Source organism: Pseudoclavibacter sp. RFBJ3 (genome assembly GCF_002931375.1).
Classification (GTDB): Bacteria; Actinomycetota; Actinomycetes; order Actinomycetales; family Microbacteriaceae; genus Pseudoclavibacter.
In genome coordinates this window covers 1-21,131 of the sequence record NZ_PSXZ01000019.1, presented here as the reverse complement: position 1 = coordinate 21,131, position 21,131 = coordinate 1, and the positions used below count along the sequence as shown (strand labels likewise).

At 69.1% G+C, this 21,131-nt stretch carries 18 protein-coding genes; 8 read left to right on the top strand and 10 right to left on the bottom strand.

Annotated features, from left to right (window positions below):
• The first annotated feature begins 64 nt into the window (after nucleotides 1–64).
• Nucleotides 65–616 carry a methylated-DNA--[protein]-cysteine S-methyltransferase gene (locus C5E07_RS17055; protein WP_104300987.1) on the top strand — a complete coding sequence of 184 codons (552 nt, stop codon included), beginning with the start codon at nucleotides 65–67 and terminating at the stop codon, nucleotides 614–616.
• 3 nt (nucleotides 617–619) lie between these two features.
• Here the strand turns inward: C5E07_RS17055 and C5E07_RS17050 are convergent, their stop codons facing one another.
• Nucleotides 620–1,708: a substrate-binding domain-containing protein gene (locus C5E07_RS17050; protein ID WP_104301025.1), complete on the bottom strand. Its 1,089-nt coding sequence runs from the start codon at nucleotides 1,706–1,708 to the stop codon at nucleotides 620–622.
• A 240-nt stretch (nucleotides 1,709–1,948) separates the two neighbouring features.
• Here C5E07_RS17050 and C5E07_RS19260 point away from each other — a divergent pair, with 240 nt between their 5' ends.
• Nucleotides 1,949–7,351 (top strand): fibronectin type III domain-containing protein, encoded by a 5,403-nt coding sequence (locus C5E07_RS19260; protein WP_181058137.1) that lies wholly within the window; start codon nucleotides 1,949–1,951, stop codon nucleotides 7,349–7,351.
• 198 nt (nucleotides 7,352–7,549) lie between these two features.
• Complete coding sequence (locus tag C5E07_RS17035) at nucleotides 7,550–8,404, top strand: hypothetical protein (RefSeq protein WP_104300985.1); 855 nt, start codon at nucleotides 7,550–7,552, stop codon at nucleotides 8,402–8,404.
• Nucleotides 8,405–8,414: 10 nt separating this feature from the next.
• Here C5E07_RS17035 and C5E07_RS17030 read toward each other — a convergent pair whose 3' ends face one another.
• The gene (locus C5E07_RS17030; protein WP_104300983.1) at nucleotides 8,415–9,002 is read right to left on the bottom strand and encodes a TetR/AcrR family transcriptional regulator; all 588 of its coding nucleotides are present in this window, start codon (nucleotides 9,000–9,002) and stop codon (nucleotides 8,415–8,417) included.
• Nucleotides 9,003–9,025: 23 nt separating this feature from the next.
• Here C5E07_RS17030 and C5E07_RS17025 point away from each other — a divergent pair, with 23 nt between their 5' ends.
• On the top strand, nucleotides 9,026–10,300 hold the full coding sequence (locus C5E07_RS17025; protein ID WP_104300981.1) for a sugar MFS transporter: 1,275 nt from the start codon (nucleotides 9,026–9,028) through the stop codon (nucleotides 10,298–10,300).
• On the opposite strand, the gene C5E07_RS17020 is transcribed toward C5E07_RS17025, so the two are convergent.
• On the bottom strand, nucleotides 10,236–11,186 hold the full coding sequence (locus C5E07_RS17020) for a hypothetical protein (protein WP_104300979.1): 951 nt from the start codon (nucleotides 11,184–11,186) through the stop codon (nucleotides 10,236–10,238). The genes C5E07_RS17025 and C5E07_RS17020 overlap by 65 nt on opposite strands.
• 145 nt (nucleotides 11,187–11,331) lie before the next feature.
• On the opposite strand from C5E07_RS17020, the gene C5E07_RS17015 reads away from it, so the two are divergent.
• Together C5E07_RS17015 and C5E07_RS17010 are read left to right on the top strand one after the other, a co-directional pair.
• Nucleotides 11,332–12,111, top strand: a complete 780-nt coding sequence (locus C5E07_RS17015) for an L-threonylcarbamoyladenylate synthase (protein ID WP_104239735.1) — start codon at nucleotides 11,332–11,334, stop codon at nucleotides 12,109–12,111.
• An 88-nt stretch (nucleotides 12,112–12,199) separates the two neighbouring features.
• Nucleotides 12,200–13,537, top strand: a complete 1,338-nt coding sequence (locus tag C5E07_RS17010; protein ID WP_104300977.1) for a hypothetical protein — start codon at nucleotides 12,200–12,202, stop codon at nucleotides 13,535–13,537.
• Nucleotides 13,538–13,556: 19 nt separating this feature from the next.
• Here the strand turns inward: C5E07_RS17010 and C5E07_RS17005 are convergent, their stop codons facing one another.
• The 6 genes from C5E07_RS17005 to C5E07_RS16980 all read right to left on the bottom strand — a co-directional run bounded on the left by C5E07_RS17005 (nucleotide 13,557) and on the right by C5E07_RS16980 (nucleotide 18,669).
• Nucleotides 13,557–14,711, bottom strand: a complete 1,155-nt coding sequence (locus C5E07_RS17005) for a zeta toxin family protein (RefSeq protein ID WP_104300975.1) — start codon at nucleotides 14,709–14,711, stop codon at nucleotides 13,557–13,559.
• On the bottom strand, nucleotides 14,708–14,968 hold the full coding sequence (locus C5E07_RS17000) for a hypothetical protein (protein ID WP_104300974.1): 261 nt from the start codon (nucleotides 14,966–14,968) through the stop codon (nucleotides 14,708–14,710). Before C5E07_RS17000 ends, C5E07_RS17005 begins: the two co-directional genes overlap by 4 nt.
• Before the next feature lie 49 nt (nucleotides 14,969–15,017).
• Nucleotides 15,018–15,356 carry a hypothetical protein gene (locus C5E07_RS16995; RefSeq protein WP_146080637.1) on the bottom strand — a complete coding sequence of 113 codons (339 nt, stop codon included), beginning with the start codon at nucleotides 15,354–15,356 and terminating at the stop codon, nucleotides 15,018–15,020.
• A gap of 130 nt (nucleotides 15,357–15,486) precedes the next feature.
• On the bottom strand, nucleotides 15,487–17,037 hold the full coding sequence (locus C5E07_RS16990; protein ID WP_104300971.1) for an aminoglycoside phosphotransferase: 1,551 nt from the start codon (nucleotides 17,035–17,037) through the stop codon (nucleotides 15,487–15,489).
• Nucleotides 17,038–17,062: 25 nt separating this feature from the next.
• Nucleotides 17,063–18,226 (bottom strand): class I SAM-dependent methyltransferase, encoded by a 1,164-nt coding sequence (locus C5E07_RS16985; RefSeq protein WP_104300969.1) that lies wholly within the window; start codon nucleotides 18,224–18,226, stop codon nucleotides 17,063–17,065.
• A gap of 2 nt (nucleotides 18,227–18,228) precedes the next feature.
• On the bottom strand, nucleotides 18,229–18,669 hold the full coding sequence (locus C5E07_RS16980) for a pyridoxamine 5'-phosphate oxidase family protein (RefSeq protein WP_104239728.1): 441 nt from the start codon (nucleotides 18,667–18,669) through the stop codon (nucleotides 18,229–18,231).
• 154 nt (nucleotides 18,670–18,823) lie between these two features.
• Between C5E07_RS16980 and C5E07_RS16975 the strand changes: the two genes are divergently transcribed.
• Nucleotides 18,824–19,072, top strand: coding sequence for a DUF6458 family protein (locus tag C5E07_RS16975; protein ID WP_104239727.1), 249 nt, complete (start codon nucleotides 18,824–18,826; stop codon nucleotides 19,070–19,072).
• A gap of 37 nt (nucleotides 19,073–19,109) precedes the next feature.
• Here C5E07_RS16975 and C5E07_RS16970 read toward each other — a convergent pair whose 3' ends face one another.
• Nucleotides 19,110–20,486, bottom strand: coding sequence for an NAD-dependent succinate-semialdehyde dehydrogenase (locus C5E07_RS16970; protein ID WP_104300967.1), 1,377 nt, complete (start codon nucleotides 20,484–20,486; stop codon nucleotides 19,110–19,112).
• A 128-nt stretch (nucleotides 20,487–20,614) separates the two neighbouring features.
• Between C5E07_RS16970 and C5E07_RS16965 the strand changes: the two genes are divergently transcribed.
• A partial coding sequence (locus C5E07_RS16965; RefSeq protein WP_146080636.1) for an aldehyde dehydrogenase family protein occupies nucleotides 20,615–21,131 on the top strand: 517 nt, incomplete at its 3' end.

Genomic DNA, 21,131 nt, shown 5'->3' with positions numbered 1-21,131 from the left:
GCAACCTCGACGCCTCCACACCGCCTCTGACCAGGACTTCTCTTAACGTGGCAGAGTTCCTGTCATGCCAGAAGCACCCGAAGAGTCGCCGCTCGACATCAACACACTCCGCGTCGGCAGCGTCGAGCTGCTCGGCGAGCGATTCTCGATCGTCAAGGCCGGGCCGTCGGAGGCCGTGCGCGCCTCAGGATTCGGGAGCCCGAACTCGCTCGCCTACGCGGTCTTCGGCCGCCGATCCGAGCTCCTCGAGGTGCAGGAGCTCGATGACGCCGACGCCGCACTCGCCGCCGTCCGAGCCTTCGATGACGGTGACCCGTCGCTCCTTCCCGCCATCGACGTCCACCAGGACGGCACCGAGCTGCGCCGCGCCATGTGGAGGGCCGCCAGGCTCGTCGAACCCGGCACCCTCGCGAGCTACGGCGACGTCGCGACCATCGCCGGGCATCCACGCGCCGCCCGCGCCGCCGCGAGCGCGTGCGGCGCCTGCCTCGTGGGCCTCTTCGTGCCCGTGCACCGCATCGTCCGCGCCAGCGGCAAGCTCGCGGGGCACGCCGACGACATCGCCGTCAGGCAGGCGCTCATCGACCACGAACGCGCGACGGGGATGCGCGGCTGACGATCAGGAGCGCGCCGCGGTCGAGCTCCGCGCGTGCAGCACGGGGAGGACACGCGTGCGCTGCACCGGTCGACGGGGACCCTCCTCGAGGCGCGACACCATCGTCTCGACGGCCAGCCGCCCGATGTGCTGCTTGGGAGGACGCAGCGCCGTGATGGGCGGCTCGGCGTTCTGCGCCACCTCGTCGTCGTAGGCGACGACGGCAAGGTCGTCGGGGATCGACCAGCCGTGATCGCGGGCGTACTGCTGAACGAGCACCGCTTGAGGGTCGGAGTGGATGAGCAGGGCCGTCGCCGATGCCCGGCGGCACTCCTCGAGCACTCGAGCGATGAACGCCTCCCTCGACTGCCCGTCCATGTCGTCGAGGTTCGCGTCGACGTCGACCACCGATTCGAGGCCGAGCTCCGTGACGGCACCGCTCCAGCCCTGCCTGAGCTGCGCGGAGGTCGGGGAACCGGTCGAGGTGAGGATGCCGACCCGGCGGTGCCCGAGCGCCGCGAGGTGGTCGGCAGCGAGTGAGCCGCCGAAGACGTGGTCCGTGGTGACCCATTCGAGGCTCGTGAGCGTGGCGACGGAGGAGGCGTGGCGCTCGGCGAGCACGACGGGCACCGGGAGGGACTCCAGCCAGTGCAGCAGCGCCCGTCCGTCTGCACCGCCCGTCTCCGGTGCGGCGATGATGCCGTGGAGGCCGCCCGATTCGACGAGGGAGGAGATCTGCCTGCGCTGATCGTCGACGGAGTAGCTGGCACCCCTGAGCACGAGCTGCACGCCGAGGTCAGTGGCCGCGGCCCGTGCGCCGACGATCACCTGGGGCCAGTAGTAGCTCAGCGACGGGGTGACCATGCCGACCCTGAAGCGAATCGCGGTCGCCTGTGCGGCGACCGATGGCACCGAGGTGTCGAGGCGACTCCGCAGCGTCGCGCCGCCGTGGACTCTGGTCAGGAGACCGCGATCGGAGAGGTGCGTGATGTCGCGGCGGATCGTGAGCTCGGACACCTCGAGCTGCCGCGCGAGCGCGGCGACGCGGACGGACCCCGCCCGCCGCAGCTCGTTGAGGATCCGCTCTCGACGCAGGAGACCGAACGGCGGCATGTCGTCCACGGATCCGAGCGTACAGACATGTTCGCATCGCGTCGAGCGTGAACGGTTCTGTTCGCTTTGCTGGCCTTTTCGCCGACCCCACTTCAAGATCAGCTCGGAAGCACACAGTCGTGCCCGCCGCGCACTCAACGAACGAGCCCGCGCGGACAGCGCACAGAACGGAGAGCGCACATGCCTCAGGACCATCGGCTCGGTCGAGTCACGAGCACGAGCAGGGTCCGCAGGCGGCGGATGAGTCTGGCATTCATCGCGGCCACGGCGGTGGCGATGATCGCGCCGGTTCTCGTCGCCCCGACGTCCGCCCAGGCCGCGGGATCGGATCCCGTCTCCGTGACCGTGGACGGCGCAGACGTCGCGGCAGCCGCAGAGAACGTCAACGGCCTCACGTTCAAGGGCTTCGGCGTGCTCACCGCCAACTCGACGAGCGCTCTGCTCCTCGACTACAAGGCGCAGCATCCGGAGAAGTACTGGGAGCTGATCGAGACGCTGTTCGGGGGCGACCGCCCGATCATGAACACCATCAAGATCGAGATGGGCAACGACCGCAACACCTCCACCGGGCCGAACGCAGCCACGATGCGCACTCGTGACGAGTACCCGAACGTGCAGCGCGAGCCCGGCTTCCAGCTCGCGGCCGACGCGCAGCTCGTCGCGCACGGCGACGTGCACGTCAGCATCCTGCGCTGGAATCGGCCGGCCTGGGCCACCACGCACGCCGCCCAGTACATCTGGTTCAAGAACACCGTGCTCGCCGCGTACCGCGAGTACGGCGTCATGGTCGACTCGATCAACCCGGACGCCAATGAGACGAGCAACCCCGAGGTCCAGCTCTACAAGGACTTCTCCGGGTGGCTCCGCGGCGACGACAAGGGCTACGAGAGCGCGAGTGCGGGCGACCCGAACAGCGGCTTCGCCTCGGATCAGGAACGGGACCTCTACCGATCCATCGAGACGGTCGCCGCCGACACGGTCGGGACTCCGCCGGTGTCCTTCGGCAACCAGATGACGTCCCCGAGCGACTCCTCGCTGCGTGACGCCGTCGACATCGTGGGCTTCCACTACTCGAGCGCCGACGACAACGCGGGCAACCTCAAGAAGGTTGCAGAGGAGCTGGACAAGGAGGTCTGGAACTCGGAGGGCCAGTCCACGTTCTCCAACTCGGCCGACCGGCCGAACAACACCAACAGCGACGAACGGGGCGGAACGGGCACCGAATTCGGCGGCCCGAACAGCGCCCTCGAGATGGGCAACTGGGTCACGACCGGATTCGACGAGTCCCGACGCACCCTCAACATCTTCCAGCCCGCGATCGGCTCGTTCTACGACGGGTTCCAGTACTCCTCCAAGGAGCTCGTGAGCGCGCGCGACCCGTGGTCCGGCTGGCTGTACTACGACGGCGGCCTCGCGATGATCGAGCAGTTCACGAAGTTCGCGAAGCTCGGCTGGGAGAACGACGACAACACGGCGGGAATCTGGCGGGCGATCCCCCAGGCGTCCGACAGCGAGCTGGGGAAGGGCAATCCGCCGAGCGGTGCCCGCCTCGGTGGCGCATCCTTCACGACCCTGGCGGCACCTGATGCCAGCGACTTCTCGACCGTCATCATCAACGACAGCAGCTTCACGAAGACCTACCGCATCACGGCCAAGGACATGGAGCTCGGGGCCGACCGCACGGCCGAGCTCTGGGAGACGCGCGCCGCGGATGACGGCCAGGCCTACAACGACAACTACCTCGCCCCGATCGGCGAGATCTCGCCGGATGGGAACGGGCTCTACACCGTCGAGGTCAAGCCCTGGTCGTCGTTGACCCTCACGACGCTCGACCAGGCGACAGCAGCAGCCGACGGCAGCCTCGCGCCCAGGGAGGGCTACGCCAGCTCGCTGCCGACATCCCCCGAATACACCGACCAGGACGGGGGCCGCGACGTTCTCGACACCGACCCGACCGGCGCCCAGAACGGTGTCACCGATGACGAGGTCCTGTACGCCGACGACTTCGAGTACGCCGGCGCAGGCAACATCAGCGGCTACGACCCTGCCACCGGAGCGCTGGTCGATTCCGGAGCGCCGTTCCTGGACAGCCGCGGCGCCAAGCAGAAGCCGAGCGGAACCCCAGCGCTGCAGCCGGAGGACCAGGGCGTGACCCCGCGCTACACCAACGACACCAACGGCGCATTCGAGTCGGTTGCCACATCCGATGCGACGCACGGCCGGGTGCTCAGGCAGCAGGTCGGCCCCGGCATGGCCGGCGGCGCGTGGAACAGCGGCGACCCCAAGACGACGATCGGCGACGCCCGGTGGGCGAACTACACCGTCTCGACCGACGTGCTCTTCGAGGCGGCGGGAGCGCAGTACGCGACCATCGGCGCCAGGGAGCAGGGTGGCACGGCGAACGGGCAGAACGTCTCGGCGGCCGAGCTCAAGGTCGAGCCCACCGGCGCGTGGACCTTCAGCCGCTACGGCGCGACGCTCGCGAGCGGCACCGTGGCAGGCAACGCGGAGGTCGCGTTCAATGCTGGTGCCGGCGTCTGGAACAGCATCGCCGTGACCGTCGCAGGCGACACCTCCACTGCCTCGATCAACGGCGTGCAGATCGCGTCGCACACGGATACCGCGCCGCAGGCCGCGGGACGCATCCAACTCGGGTCCAGCTTCAACTTCGTGCAGTTCGACAACCTGCGGATCCAGACACTGCCCGGGTACACGCCCTACTACACGCAGATCATCGACGGGATGCACCAGAGCAGCTGGTCGAACACGTCGACCCCGGTGCTCGAGTTCGACGCCAACTGGAGCCACGTCAACGGACAGGGCATGTTCGAGTGGCAGCGAACCGCATCCAAGAGCACGGCCAAGGGAGCCGCACTGAGCTACTCCTTCACCGGAACGGGCTTGGACATCATCGGCGCCAACCCCGGCACCGCGACGCTCGATGTCGAGGTGGACGGGATCCCCGTCGCGCTCGCAGCTCCAACGTGGAGCGCAGGCAGCGCCCGAACGACCTTCACGCTCCGCGGGCTCGCGAACGGCGCCCACACGGTGGTCATCAGGACCGCCAACGACAGCGCACTCAACGTCGACTCGGTCGCCACGATCAGTGCGGTCGCCGACTCCGCGCGCGTCGACACGGGAGCACTCACCGAAGCCGTCTCCGCCGTCGCGCAGCTCGTCGAGGCAGAGTACGGACCCCAGTCGTGGGCCCCGTTCGCTGCCGCGCGGACGGCAGCGCAGGCCGCGATCGCCGACCCGGTCGGCTACGGACTCGACGTCGAAGGCGCGACAGCGCTCGAACGGCGCCTCGCCTCCGCGGCGGACGCGCTCACCCCCAAGGATGTGAGCGCCGACGTGACGGACCTCGGCTCCGTGGCCATCACGACCGCCGAACGTGCCCTGCCCGGCACACTCCTCCTCTCGGGCACCGAGGAAGAGGTCATCTGGACTGCCGCGTCGAACGCCGGCGCCGCGTCAACCGGCGAGCTCGCGAGCTTCGCGGCCAGCGGTCGAACCTCGGAGAAGACCGAGGCCGGCATCTACCAGCGCTTCTCGGCGACGGTGCTCGTCGTCCCCGCCGATCTCGACTACTTCATCGACTCCGGCTCGAGCGGTTCGGAGGCAGGATCGGCCCACGCGGCCGCGGCAGGCGTCTCGCCTGAGCTCCGCAACGAGACCGCCGACCAGAAGTGGGACGGCACCGCCCCGGGCAGCACGTGGGGGTACTCGACCGCGGCGACCACGCTCGCGAGCGGAACACCGCAGGATTGGGGTTCCTCCTATATCGGCGCCGATTTCAACAAGCCGGTCACCTACCACCTGACCCTCCCCGCCGGTTCCTACAACGTCGTCGGAGTTCAGGCGCCCCGTGCGGGACTCACGACGAACCTCTCCGCGAAGCTCACGGCGAACGGCGAGACCGTCTCGAAGACGGCGACCTCGACAGGATCGGCGACGCCGATCGCGCAGACGCTCACGCTCGACGAGGAAGCCGTCGTCCAGCTGGAGTTCGGCACCAATGGAACGAGCGGCTACAACGCACGACTCGCACTCGTCTACGTGCAGACGCTGCCCCGCGACCTCGGCGTGCAGGGCGTGCTCGACACCGACGATCCGCTCCCGAACACGGTGAAGGTCGCCGACACCGAACGTGCCGTCACGTGGGAGCCCGCCGCCCACGAGCAGCCTCGCACCGAATACGAGACGATCACGGCCAACGGCCGCCTCGACGAGAGCGACGCACCGGTCGTCGCGCAGTTCGAGATCGTGCCACCAGGGCTCGTGTACTTCATCGACGCCGGGACGGACGGCGCCGACTCGCCCCAGTACGCGGCAGTATCGGCCGCCGTCGGCGGGCTGCGCAACGACAAGGTCGACCAGGTCTCCACATCCGCCACGCAATGGGGACACATCTCTGACGGCATGAAGCTCAAGACCGGGACCGATATCAAGGACAAGTACTCGACGGGGCTCTACCAGGACACCACCAAGCTGAGCTACCGGCTTCCACTCGAGGCTGGCACCTACACGCTGACCGGCGGCTTCACCGAGTGGTGGAACCTCAGCAGGACCATGTACCAGACCGTGTCGGTCGACGGCACGGAACTCGCGAAGGGAAGCATCCCCCTCTCCGGCTCCACACCCAAGCTCTCCGCCGGCCTGACCTTCACGCTCTCGGAGGCGGCGACGGTCGACTACCTCGTGACCAACGAGGGCGCGGGCGGCGAGAAGCCGGTCATCTCCTGGCTGGCCGTCGCCGACGAGACGCTGCCCGGGACTCCGCAGAACGCCGTCGCGACGCAGGAGAGCGACACCTCCATCGCCGTCTCCTGGGACGAACTCGCCGACACCGGTGCGGGCTTCGCGGGCTACCGCGTCTACGAGGCAGGGGAATCGGAACCGGTCTGTGCAGCGACCGAGACGAGCTGCACCGTCACCGGACTCGCTCCAGGTTCGACCCACTCCTACGAGGTGACCGGCGTCAATGCCTCCGGCGAGGGCCCCCGCTCGGCGGCGACCGCACCCGTGACGCTGCCGGAGGCGCCGACGGACGACGGCGCGACGAAGGCGCCGGGAAAGGGAGTGCTCTCCTCCAACGACGGCTGGAACACCGGCCTCCGTGACGGCGAGTTCCAGCTGACGATGAACCTGTGGTGGGGCGAGAACGGCTCCACCTTCCGGCTCTACCAGGACGGCCAGCTGGTCAGCACGACACCGCTCAGCACGAACTCGCCAGCGGCGCAGTCAGCCGTCGTCGACATCGCCGGCCTGGCGAACGGAACCTACGTCTTCACCGGCGAGCTGGTGAACTCGAAGGGAACGACCGCAACGGAGTCGCTCACGGTGACGGTGACGAACGCCTCCCCCGGCGCCCCGTCCCTCTCCTCGGACAACTGGGACGGCGACGGCACCTACACCGTGACGGCGAACCTCTGGTGGGGTACGAACGCCACCGCCTACCGCTTCCTCGAGAACGGCGTCGAGGTCGGCACCGGCGAGCTCACCGCGGCGAGCCCCGCCGCCCAGAAGGCGACGCTGCAGGTCGAGGGCAAGACGCCGGGGCAGTACGCCTACACGGTCGAGTTCATCAACGCCGCAGGCACCACCGTGAGCACAACCCACGAGGTGTCGGTCACGAAGTAGCTGCACGCCCGAGTGGGCTCCGCGTCGGACACGAACGCGGCGCCCGCTCGGCGGCGTTCGCCGGGCCCGCGGCCGAAGCGCTCACCGAGGGCACCACCCAGTTCCCGGCCGCGCCCGTTCGATAGCGTCGTCGTCGACCCAGAAGCCGGCAGCGCCTGCCGAAACGCGACGCGACGCGACGCGACAACGGGGGCCTCGATGCCAAAGAACCGCAACCGCAAGGGAGCGCTCGCAGTCCTCGCGAGCGCTCTCCTGCTCATCGGCCTCGTGACCGCCGCTGCGCTGCTCGGCCTCCCGACCGGCTGGGTAATCTTCATCGCCATCGCTGGTCTCCCGCTCGTCCTCGTGCTTGCCGCATTTCTCGGGCTTCGCTGGGGCGACGCCCGGATGGCCAAGGCTGGGCCCGGCGTCCTGACTGCCCTCGGCCCGGGGGAGATCCACGAAGTGGACATCGCTGAGACGTCCGTCGCGAAGCTCGGCTGGCGGGCCGCCGTGCAGCATCTCCCCGCTCAGCTGCCGCCGGCACGCATCCGCACCCTGGTGGTCGCTGGAGTCGTCGGCGCGGTCGCGGGCGTGTGGTTGACCGTGACGATCACCGAGGCCCCCGAACCGTGGCAGACGACCCTCGGGGCAGCGCTCCTCGGCGTGACCGGGTCAGCGGCCCTCTGCCTCGCACTGCTCCTCGCCTGGCTGGTCATGGCTCACCGAGACACGCCCCTTGATCGGAGCTCGCGCAGGCTCCTGGAGCAATCGATCAACCCCGCGAATGATCGCATCCGCATCAACATCGCGAGGATCGATGAGCTGCAGGAGGCGATCGATCAACGACGCACGGTCACCCCACTGCTCCTGCCCATCGCAGCCGGCACGACGATAGCCTTCTTCACCGCTGCCGCCGCCGAGCTCGTCCTCTCGGGCGGCGAGCAGTTCCCCCGCCTGGCGTCATTCGCATCACTGCCGATCCTGCTCTGGATCGGGCCCACGGTTCTCGGCAGAGTCGAGCAGATCGCCCTGGCTCTGGAGGAGCTCCGCGCTTCCGACCAGGCCGGCTGAGTCGCAGCCGCTACGCCGAGTCGCGCCTCGAGTCGGGTTCGGTCGTGGCGGCACGGATGAGGCCCGACGCCATCCGCCGTGCCGTGGCCGTCGAGTACCGCTCATCGCGGAGACGCATCGCGAGGTAGCCCGTGACGAGCAGCAGCAGCTCCTCAGCGAGGGACGCTGACTCGTCGAACTGGCTCGCGAGGTGCGTGAGCCGCGACCGCAGCGACTCGGTGTCGGTCTGCACCGCGGCACGGACCTCGGCGGGAGCGTCGGCGTACTCGGCGGAAGCCCCGAGGAAGGCGCACCAGCGAGAGCCGAGAGGCTGCTGCCGAAACGCGTCCAGGGCATCGAAAACGGCGAGCAGCTGCTGCTCGTCATCGCGATGCTTGGCGATCTCCGCATCCCACAGCTCGATCCAGGCACGGTGTCGGCGCTCGAGGGCCGCCGCGACGAGGGCCTCCTTGCTGGCGTAACCGCGATAGAGCGTGGCGGCAGAGACTCCCGCGCGGTCGATCACGGCGTCAATCGGCGTCGCGTGGATGCCTGCCGTGAAGAACAGCTCATCCGCGGCGTCGAGCAGCTTGGTCTCGGTGCTGGAGCGGATTGCCATGCCAACACTCTAGAGTCGTAAATATGAAACGATCGTTTTTGTTACGGGGTCGCCGCGCACTCCTGCTGGTCGCCTCGGGGACCGCCCTGATCGCAGCCACCTACGGGCTCGTCCGCCTCGCCTACGGACTCTTCCTCCCCGACGTCCAGGCGGAGCTCTCACTGAGCGCATCCGCCGCCGGACTCATCTCGAGCGGCGCCTCCGCCGCCTACTGCGCAGCCGCACTCGCCAGCTTCCTGCTGGCGGCCCGCGCCCCGCACCTCTTCGCGGCCCTCGCGACCGTGACCGCTGCCGGCGGCGCGCTCGGCATGGCCCTCGCCCCTGACGGCGGCGTCTTCGCGGCCTCGGCGATCCTCGCGTCGAGCGGAGCCGGCTTCGCGTCACCCGCCCTGGTGGAGCTGCTGCACAGGACAGTCAAGAAGGAGCACGTGGGACGGATGCAGGGCGTCGTCAACGCGGGCACCGGCCCCGGCCTCGTCGCAGCAGGCCTCCTGGCGCTCGCCCTGCTGCCCGACTGGCGACTCGCCTGGACGCTCGCCGCGGGGGCCAGCATCGTGGCCGGCGGCTTGGTCCTCGCCTCGACGTGGCGAGGAACCACCGCCGCCACCACGCGACCGGATGCTGCGCCCCGCCTCGCGCCCGTTCCGCCGCGATCGTGGTTTCGCCAGCACCTGCCCGTCATCGCCGCGGCGCTCTTCCTCGGCGCAGGCTCAGCCGCCGTCTGGACGTTCGGGCGCACCGCGCTCGTCGACGCAGGCGCAAGCCAGGAACTCTCCGCCGGGGCCTGGATCGCGCTCGGCCTGGGAGGAGCGGCGGTTATCGCCTCAGCCGGCAGACTCCAGAAGCTGACCTCTCGGCGGGCCTGGCTCATGACCAGCCTGCCCGTCGCCGCGGCGACGGTCCTGCTCGGCACCTCCGCGGGGGTGTGGCCACTCGCCTTCGCCGCCTGCATCGCCTTCGGCTGGGGGTACACGGCCGGCACCGGCGTGCTCATCTGGTGGACGACGCGACTCGATCCCACCCGCGCGCCGGCAGGGACGGCGCTGCTGTTCGTTGTCCTCGTCCTCGGCCAGGCGCTCGGCTCGGCACTTGTCGGGCAGGCCATCGAGCTCGTGGGCATCCCGGGCAGCTTCATCGCATCCGCCCTGCTCGTGGTGATCGGCATCCTCGCCGCCTCGAAGCAACCGGCAGCGAACTCACCGGCGCGCGCCTCGGACGCGCCTCCCGCGCAGGTCAGTCGTACTGCAGGCGCAGACGCAGCCGCTCACCGACCTCGAACTGCGCATCCGCCAGTTTGAGCGGATCGAGCCGCAGGTCACGGAGATCGATCGGGTCCTTGAGCTCCTCGCGGATCTGACTGCGGACCGCCAGCAGCAGCAGGCCGATGAGCGGGTTGCGGCTCGTGAGGCGCGGGTTGATGAGCTGCAGCTTCAGGTCGTCGCCGAGCTGCGCCTCCGTCGTGAACAGCAGACTCGCGCGCAGGAAACCCCGCCGGACCTTGCCGGACGCATGCAGGTGCGCGCCTCGGGGGCCGGCCTGCGTGAGCTCGAGATCGACATCGGACACGTGGATGCCCTGGCTCTCCCCCGACTCCGTGACGATGGACACGAGCGCATCCACCACCTCCCGCTGCCTCGCGGAGACGTCGATCAGCAGCGTGTCGACGGGGAAGACCGTCGCGGCCCCACCACCCGCCATGCCCTGCCTCAACGCCAGCGCGAGCTGCCCGCGATCATCCTCCGCCCAGTCGACGTGCACACCGGCGGCAGTGATCGACGCCTCGACTTCGGCGCCCTGGATGCGAACCGGGAGGCCCCGCACCCGCACCTCGGCGACGCGGGCGTCGGTCCTCGCGACCTCGGTGCCGAACTCGGGGAACTCCGGGAGCGGCGGCGCCTCCTCGACCGTGGCGTCGAAGGTGACCTCGATGCCCGTGAGATCGATGTCGATGCCGAGGAGGTCGCCCGCGAGCGGATGCGCGGTGACACGCGCCAGGTCAAGGCCGCGCACGTCCATGGTGTTGTCCGCGTCGAAGATCGGCGGCACCACCTCGCGCACGAAGCGCTCCAGCACTCGGGAGACCGCCTCAGGCGTCGTCGGCCGCGGGGCCGTTGCGATGACCAGCGCCTCGGGTTCGACCTCGGAGGATGCGTCGCCTTCTGGGCCCTGCTGAGGAGTCTCCATGCCCTCAACCCTACGGGCGAGCGGGTGCACGACCCTGGCTGCGGGCCAACACCAAGTAGGATCGATCCTCGACGCGACCCAAGCGGACGCGACAGTTCACTCCGGCTCGACGAGCCCGAGCACCAATTTCGAGAGAAACGCAGCTATGGACAGCAAATTGATCGCGTGGAACGGCGACGTGCAGCCAGAAGCCGTCGAGATCCTCACGGGAGACGGCGGACTCGTCGTCGTCCCGACGAAGGTCGGCTACATCATCATGACCTCCGACAAGGAGGGACTCGAGCGGAAGTTCGAGGCGAAGGAGCGCAACCGCAACAAGCCTGGCGTCGTGCTGTGCGGTTCCCTCGAGCAGCTGCGCGAGCTCGCGCAGCTCACGCCGGAGATCGACGCGTTCTACGAGCGCCACTGGAACGACGACATCCTCCTCGGCTGCATCCTCCCGTGGAAGGAAGAGGCCGTCGCGGCCCTTCCCGACGACGGCACGAAGGAGCTCATGATGGACGGGCGCGGCACGAGCTGCTTCGTCATCAAGTTCGGCGTCCCCGGCGAGAAGCTCGCGAAGGAGCTGTACGAGAAGCACGGACGCTTCGCGTTCGCGAGTTCCGCGAACCCGTCCGGCAAGGGCAACCGTGGACTCGTCGAGGGCATCGGCGAGCGCATCCACGACCGCGCCGACCTCATCATCGAGGCGAACGACTACGTCGCATCCATCCAGCCTGAGGCCACCACGGAGACGCGCCACGAGCAGGGCGTCATGATCTCGATGGTCGACGCCGACGGCACGCTCATCCCCGAGCAGGGCGGACAGCGTTCCATCTCGCCGGCTCCCGTCGTGATCCGCAAGGGCCTCGACATCAACCGCATCATGGCGATCCTCGCTGAGTCGTTCAACAGCTGGGACTTCCGCCAGGGCGAGTACTACTGATTCTGGCTCGCACCGGGGGCTGAGCGCCTCTTGTGCGTACGGCAGATTCACGACGTGATTTGTCGGACGGGCTCGCTACGCTTTCCGCGTGCGAGCCCGTTCTTCGTCTGCTGACCTCACCCGCCTCATCGCGTCGCGGCCCATCTCGCGTGGGCGCCTGCGTCGTGTGCTGAACGCGCCTCCCACGGCCGCGACGACGCGGGAGTGGTGGGGCGCCTTGTCGGAGGCCGAGCGCGCGCGTCTCCTGAAGCAGGTTCCGCTGCTTGTCGGCAACCTCGATGGCATCCCGTGGTCGGTTCGCGTGCGGGCCAACCGGGAGTCGCTCGGGCGGGCCATCGGCGCTTTGGAGTCGGGCGCCTCCATCGAGCGTGCGCTCGGCAGTGCGAGTGCGTTCGCGGGTGGTGAGATCAAGAGCATCCTGGCGGATGCGAGCCGCGGGGAGCTGCGCGACCGCGAGCGGCTCGTGCACCAGCTGCGGGAGCTGCACGGGGGCCGTGGCTTCGTCGACCGCGGCGGGAAGCCGCGCTTCGTGCTCGCGTTCGATCCCGAGCGGGACTCGATCGTCGAGTACGTGGGCGCGGCGATCTCGGAGTCGGAGGACCCGTTCGCGTCTCCGTTCGCGGAGGGGGTCACATCCGTGGGGGTGTTCGTGCCCGGCAATGAGTCGCGGCTGCTCGACTTCGAGGGCAAGGCGCACACCATGTCGGAGCTCATCACGCTCGCGCCCGCTGGCACGGCCGGGCTCGTCGTGTGGCAGGGCGGGCGGTTCCCGCGTGGCCCGTTGGCGTTGTCGGCGGCGATGGCGGATGGGCTGGCGCGCAAGCTGGGTGGGTTCGTGAACTCGATCCCCCGTGACGGGCGCGTGGAGCTGACGGCGTTCGGGTTCAGTTTCGGCGGCGGCGTGACGGGTCGGGCGATGGCACTCGGGATGCGGGTCGACCGGGTCGTGCACGTGTCGAGTGCCGGGCTGGGGCACGGTGTAGCGTCGCTCGAGGATCTGCCCGTGTCGGCTCGCGTGCCGCATTACTCGCTGCTCGCTCCCGTCGATCCCTCCGTCGGTCCGATCCTGGGCATCAACGTGCACCTGCCGTTCCTGGGGCGGGTCGGCCATTTCGGGCATGGTGTGGATCCGGCGCATGCGCCCGGGGTGGTTCGCTTGGAGACGGGGGTGCTCGGTGCGGCGCAGGGGAAGCGCGCTGCGGGTGCGGCGCTGTCGCTCGGTGACGTGCTGACGGGGCACTCGGCGGTTCTGGAGCAGTGGGGGACGACGGCGAAGCGCAACATGGTGGCGGTTCTCATGGGTGGTGGCGCTGAGGTCGAGTTGGCGGCCGACGGCGGCGTGCTCGGCCGCATCGCGCAGCGTCTCGTCGTGCCGTACGTGCCGTTCCTGCGGGTGCGCGAACCGGAGCTGCGCAGCGTCGCCTGAACGGGTGCGGTGCCGGAGGTCAGCGTTCGTGGCGTTCGTGCTGCGGGGACGCCTGCTGCGTGCGCGCACGGGTGGACGTGTGCGAGCGGTTTGGGTCGGCGAGTGGGCTGGTGGTGTGGCCGAGCGCCGTGGCGAGCTCGGTGGTGAGGCGCGGGCCCTGCGCGCGCTCCTCGACCGCGCCCGCTCGAGTGGGCCGCTCGCCGTGGCTGAGGGCTTCGCGTGCGGCACTGGTGCGGGCGCCGAGGGCCGCGAGCGCTGCCGACGTCTCCGCGTGGGCGGGGCTCTGCGTGGTGTGGGCGCGGGCCGCGATGTGGGGTGCGTCGGCTCGGAGGTCGTCGATGGTGGCGAGCACGTCGCCGCCGAGATCGGCTTGTCTGAGCACGAAGTTCGCGTCTCGGTCGAGTGCTGCGAGCCAGGTGTTCGCGTCGCTCGGGGTGAGGTTGTCGAGGCCCCTTCCTGCAATGACGGCCGCCCGGGCGTCGGCGCCGTCGCGCGCGCCGGTTGTGCTCGCAGCGTGCGTGTCGATGTCGGCGGCGTGGAGGGCACGACCGCCGCGGTCGACGACGAGCACCCGGTCGACGTGCCCCTCGGCGATGACCCGTTCGAGCGACTTCGGCATCTGCTCGGCGGCGACGTCGTGGAATGCCTGTGGGGTCCACCTGCCGGCCCCTTGGTCGCGGACCTGTTCCGCGTACCGCGAGAGCACGCCGAGCCGCGAGACCGCTTCGGGCACGGCAAGCGCGCGCACTTCGACGCGGTAGCCGGCATCGCGGAATTCCTTGGCCGTCGCGACGACGGCGTCCGGCTGTCGGAACGTCGTCTCGAACACCACGGATGCCTGACGTTCCCGCAGGTAGTCGCTCGACATGCGCGCCCACGCGCCAGCAGCCTGCGCCGTCACCTCAGGCATGCGAAGCGGGTCCTCCCGCATCACGCCCAGGTAGTCGGGATGAAAGACTCGCAGGTCGTCCCCGATAACCGGGATAGCCCCTCGGAAGTCCTTCTGCGCGCGACCCACCGTTCGCGTTTTCCCGGCACCGGGTTGTGCTCCAACAAGCACGAGCGTCGGCTCCGAGGCTCGTTGGGAAGATCGGAGAGCATCGAGTTCCGGCCGAATGGACTTCTCAAAGATCTCCCGCAGTTGCTCGCGGGTGACCTCTGACTCCGAGCTCAATGGTCCTCCGCCTTGAGCCGTGCGACGAACGACGCCCGGAGAGCTTGCACCGCATCGAGCGAGTACGTGTCGACTTCATCCGCCTCGATCCTGACGGCGATCTGCTTCTCCAGCCAGTGCTGTCGCTGTTGTTCAGAGCCGGCTTCATTCTGTCGAGCAACGTAAAGACCCCTGAGCCGATTCGCGGCTTCGCGCATGGCGTCGTAGATCATCGGGTCGTAGTCGTCGATGGGCTCGTCGCTGGGCATGTCGGTCATGTTCGTCCTCTCGTGGTGCGTGTCTTCCGTGGCGCAATCACCGTCGCGCTCATCCGGCGCCCCGGACTGCCCTGCCGCTGCCGCGCCCGCTGGCGACCATGCTCGCCTCTGCCCGGTGCCGCTCCAGCAGCTCGTTGCGCTTCCGGACGACGCTCACGTTCGACTGGGCGTCGACGCCCGCGACCTCCTCGCGGAGTTCGGCGAGCTTTCCCAGCCACCGCCTGGACTCGAGGTCGCTGCGGGCACGCGCTGCTCGCGCGGCATAGAAGGCGGCCAGCCTGCCGCCAGCATCCAGCAGGAGGTCGTACACCTCAGGCGAGTAGCCTCCCGTGCTCGGCACCCCTCGCGGGTCGCCGGGTGAACTGTCGAACGTCGTGGTGCGCGGCACGTGCATCCTCCCGATTGCGTACTCGCGAACCTACTCGCGGCGCGGCGCCCGAAACGGTGGAGGGGCGAATCTGTGGACAACGGCAGCCGACCACGCATCGCGGTCGGCTCCGTCGAGACCGGCAGCGCCCCTAGGCGAGGATGCGCTGCACCGCGCGCACGGGAATCCTGAGCCAGGCCGGCCGCTGAGATGCCTCGTAGATCACTTCGTACAGTGCCTTGTCGAGCTCGAAGACCCTGATGAGCGCGGCTGACTCCGCAGCGCTCAGCGGCAGCGAGCTCGACTGACCCCCTTGCGAGAAGGGACCAGACCCACCTCTCGCGTCGCGCGTGCCCCTGGCATCGTCGAAGTCACGCGCCTGCCTGCGCGCGGCCCGGCTGTCGAGCGTGATCGCGCCCGTGTGACGCCCGATTCGCTCCTGGCCGCTCACGGCCGCGGCGTAGCCGTTCAGGAACGACTGCCGAGCACGGGCGGCCCAGTCACCGGCGACATCCCGCCCAGTCGTCATCTCCAACGACCCGGCGACGTAGTCGAACGATCGCAGGATGCCGGCGATGTCGCGTTGCGGGGCATCCGCCGTATTGCGCTGCTCGATGCTGCGCAGCGGCTCTCCCTCGAAGTCGAGGAACACCCAGCCGCTGCCCTCCACGGCAAGCACCTGACCCAAGTGCAGGTCGCCATGCACCCGCTGCAGCGTCGGCCAGTGCATCTCGGCGGCGTGCGCGTAGACCTCCTCCGCTGCACCCCGCAGGCGCTCGAGGGCCGGGGCGACGGCGATGGCCGCATCCAGGCGCTGCCGCATCGCGTCGACCTCAGCCTGCACCTTCAGGGCGCTCGCCTCGACGCTCGGCAGCACCTCGCGGAGCGTGCGATGCACCTCAGCGGTCGCCTCCCCGAGCGTGTACGCGGCGTCACCGAAGTCGTCCCCAGTCTCGGCGGCGCGCAGCGCCACCCGCCACGCATCCTCGACCCCGGGGAGGAACTCCTGCGCGAACACGAAGTTGCCAGAGGCGCGCCCGCTGCTGACGCGCGGGTCGGGCCAGTAGCCCGACAGGTGGCCGATGGCGGGCGGCACACGCACGGAACCGGCCGCGGCGAGCGCCGACTGCAGCGTCACCTCCGGGTTCTCGCCATCGTGCAGCATGCGGAAGACCTTGAGGATGAGCGGGGCAGCGGCGCTCCCATCTGGCATGCGCATCTCGCAGATGATCGACGAGTTCGACTGCTCCCCAGAGAGCACCCGACTCGTCACGAAGCTGCCGAGCACGACCCCGGGCATCGGCAGTCCGTACGCAGCGATGTCCGTCCGCCCACCGGCCCCCGCCGCGTGCCCCTCGCGCTCGAGCAGCGCCAGGAGCGCCCGAGCGAACGCGATGTCGTGCGGACCATCGACGACGGCGCTCACACGCCCGGCCGCGTTGCTGATCGACCCGATGTACCCGAGCGCGGGAACGCGCGCATCCACCTCGCGGAGCACGATCGGCACCTGGTACACGACCGGGACTTCGCCGGAGGAATCGAGGATGCACGGCACCGTGACGAGATGCACCCCGGCCTCCCCGTTCGGGTTGGCGAGCACGTAGCTGCCGAGGTGCGTGAGCTGCGGCGTCCGACCCTCACCGCCCGAGTACCAGCGCTGCTTCGGCATCCAGTCGCGAAGCATGTGGATGAGATCGGTCATTGCGCCTCCGGTTCAGTTCCCCAGCCTACCGACCGGATGCCCGCCCGGAGGCGCGAATCCGCCACTTCTCGTCGCGCCTGCGACTGAGCACCACCGTGAACTTGGCACCGCGCGAGATCTGCGTGCTGGGGCCGACAATCCGCTCGAGCGCCGCACGGTGGGCCAGACCCGAGTTGAACACCGTGAGCATGCTGGCACCGGGCCTCAGCATGCGCGCGGCCTGCTCGAAGAGCGGATGCGCCATGTCCTCGACCACCTCGTGCCGGTCGTGGAACGGCGGGTTGAGGAGCACCACATCCACGGAACCGGTCTCGATGCTCGACCCCGCGTCCTCGCGGCGCACCTCGACCCTGTCTTCGACCCCCGCGATGCGCACCGTCTCGCGAGCAGAGGACACGGCAGCCCAGGATCGATCGCTCGCGATCACCTCGAGCTCCGGTCGGAGCCTCGCGAGCGCGACGGCGAGCACGCCCGTGCCGCAGCCGAGGTCGACGGCGAGGCCCGCCTCCGGGAGCTCGTCTGCGGGGAGGTCACGCAGAGCCGAGAGCAGCTCGCGCGTGCCCAGATCGAGGCGCGGGCCCGCGAACGCACCACCGTGGCTCGCGATCGAGAAGCCGAGCTCGTCGGAGCTCTGCACGATCGGGTACGCCGACGCCGCGCCTCGCAGCTCCGCCTTCGGGGCGCTCGCGTGCAGCACCCTCGACTTCTGCCTGCCGAGGCTCGCCGTCACACTCTCGAACGAGCGCTCGAGGGTCTCGTTCATTCCGCGGCTCATGTGCTTGATGCGTCCGCCAGCGACGATCCGCACCTCTGGATGCGCGTGCGCCGCGACGAGGCGCGCGATCTCATCGAGTTCCGCGAGCGACTTCGGCAGGCGCAGCAGCACGAGGCGAGCGCCGTCGAACAGCGCCGGCTCCAAGCCGAAGCGGACGGCTTTGAGCGAACGGAAGCTCGCCCGCACTGCATCGTCGCTCGCCCGCTCCTCCGAGACGGCGTCGTGGAAGGTGCGGACCGTGTCCAGGTCGAAGCGCTCCGCGGCCGCGACGGCCAGCGCACCCGTGGCGTCGCCGACGACCGCGAGCGGCACATCCACCACACCCAGCTCGGCGGCTTCATCGAGGATGAGCCGGTCGACGGGGTCGGGCTCCGTGACGCCGGAAGCTGCGGCACTCAACAGGGGATCCGGCATGCCTAGGCGATGGTGTCGATGAGGGGCTCGGCCTCTTCACCGGTGATGTAGCGGCGGCCAGAGACCTCGACGACCGTGATCGCCACGTACTCGTTCTTGGGTGCCGCGATGAGCGGGCGCACGCCGAGCGCTTCCGCCTTCTCGAGCTCAGCCTCCGTGCTGAGCACCCGGGCTCCCCCGCGTGCCACGAGGCTCGTCGCGAACCCGTCGCCGAGGGCGTCGGATTGGAACACGACCTCCTTGGCAATGGAGGCCCCCGCGAGCTTGAAGCCGGGCGCCGACTTGAAGACGATCTCACCATCGCGCTCGCTGAACACGACGTTGATCGGATAGATCTCCACACGGCCGTTCACGGCGAACGCGATGCGACCGAACGTCGTCGCGCGCAGCAGAGCGCGGCTTTCCTCGTCGCTCAGGACGGTGATCAGTTGCTCGTCTTCCATGCGTCCATCATGGCCTGATCGACGCCCCCTCGCCTGACCGATTCTCGTCGCCGAGCACGAATCGACATCTGGGAGTCGAGTTACGACGCGAGCGGTGCGAAACTTGAGGCATCCCCCGAGCGACGTCCGCTCGATCCGACACGGAGGTCATCCAATGGGCTACGGCAGCGGCATCGCACTCATCGTCATCGGCGCCATCCTGGCGTTTGCCATCAACATCGACCTCGACGGCTTCGTCGACCTCAAGACCATCGGCTACATCCTCATGGGTGCTGGCGTCGTCGTCTTCATCCTGAGCCTCGTCACGGCGCTGCGCCGCAAGCAGTCGACGTCGACGACCCGGAAGGTCATCGACCCCAACACGGGCCAGGAAGTCATCGAGCGCACGAACCGCAGCAACTGACCTGAACGGTCAGCGCTGAGCTCGGCACCCGCTGCGCTCAGGCGGAGACGAAGAACAGGCGCTTGTTGGCGAACTCGCCGATCCCGATGGGTCCCATCTCGCGTCCGAAGCCCGAGTTCTTGACCCCGCCGAACGGCAGCTCTGCCGCCTCCGCCGCGATCGTGTTGACGTGTGCCATGCCCACCTCGAGGCGCTGCGCGATACGGGTCGCGCGCGCTTCGTCGGTCGAGAACACCGAGCCGCCGAGGCCAAGTGCGCAGTCGTTCGCGAGGTCGAGCGCCTCCTCGTCACTCGACACTCGGTAGACGGTCGCGACGGGACCGAAGAGCTCGACGCCGTACGACTCGGAGTCGCGTGGGACGCCGGTGAGCACGGCCGGCGAGTAGTGGGCTCCCGGGCCGTCGGACAGCACTCCGCCGATCTCGAGCGTCGCGCCCTCCGCGACCGCCTTCTGCACCTGAGCATCGACGGTCTCGGCCGCCGTTCGGCTGGACATCGGCGCGAACTGGCCCTCGGCCAGGTCGAGCTGGTCTCCGGGGACGAGTCCCGTCGCGAGCTTCTTCAGCTCCTCGACGAACTCGTCGTAGATGTCGTCCATGACGATGAGACGCTTGTTCGAGTTGCAGACCTGGCCCACGTTGTAGACGCGGAAGTCCCACGCCTGCTTCGCAACAGCCGCGACGTCATCCGAGTCGAGCACGATCATGGGGTCGATGCCGCCGAGCTCGAGCACGCACTTCTTCAGGTTCCGGCCCGCCTGCGCCCCGATGATCGCCCCAGCACGTTCGGAGCCCGTGAGCGAGATCCCCTGCACGCGCGAGTCGGCGATGAGCGTCGCGATCTGATCGTGCGACGCGAAGACGTTCTGGTAGCCCCCGACCGGGACGCCGGCCTGCTCCATGATCTCCTGAATGGTCAGGGCCGACCGCGCGCAGATGTCCGCGTGCTTGAGCAGGATGGTGTTGCCCAGCACGAGGTTCGGTGCCGCGAAGCGCGCCACCTGGTAGTAGGGGAAGTTCCACGGCATGACGCCGAGCAGGGTGCCGACGGGACGATGCTCGATGAACGCCTTGCCGGGAATGGTGCTGGGGATCTCGGCGTCGGTGATGAGGCTCGGGCCGTGCACGCCGTAGTAGTCGATGATCGACGCAGCGAACTCGACCTCGTCGATCGACTCCTGCACGGACTTGCCCATCTCGACGGCGATGAGGTGGGCGAGCTCGTCCTTGCGCTCGAGGAAGACCGCGGCGACGCGTCGCACGACAGCGGCCCGCTCCTGCACGCTGCGCTCACGCCATTCCCGGTACACGGTGTCGGCGCTCGCGACGGCCTGCTCGATCTGCGCATCCGTCGCGTCGTCGAACGTCTCGATGATCTCGCCGGTCGCGGGATTCTGCACTCGGTACTCGGACATTTCGCTCCTCGGTCGCACGGTTCGTCGGTGCCAGTCTGTCGCAAAACCCGCTGCCAGTTTGGTCGAATACCGGGACGCGGCTCTACAAAGCCGCCATTCGAACGTCGGTGCCCGTCCGTAGGCTGACCATGTTTTCAGCCAGATCAAGCCCGCACCCCGAGGAGCATCACGTGGACTCTGCCCTTCCCACGATCCAGCACTGGATCGACGGCGCCTGCTCGACCTCGACGCCCGCGCGCACCTCGCCGGTCTTCAACCCCGCACTTGGCGTCGCCACCAAGCAGGTCGCGCTCGCCGAGCAGGCGGAGATCGACGCGGCGGTAGCGGCGGCGAAGGCGGCGTTCCCTGCGTGGTCGAACGCCTCCGTCGCGAAGCGCCAAGGGGTGCTGTTCCGCTTCCGTGAGCTCTTGAACGAGCGGAAGCTCGAGCTCGCGCGCATCATCACCTCCGAGCACGGCAAGGTCGTGTCCGACGCCGCTGGCGAGATCCAGCGGGGCCTCGAGGTCGTGGAGCTCGCGACCGGGTTCCCCCACATCATGAAGGGCGACTTCACCGAGAACGCCTCGACCGGCGTCGACGTGTTCTCCATCAAGCAGGCCCTCGGCGTGGTCGGCATCATCAGCCCGTTCAACTTCCCCGCGATGG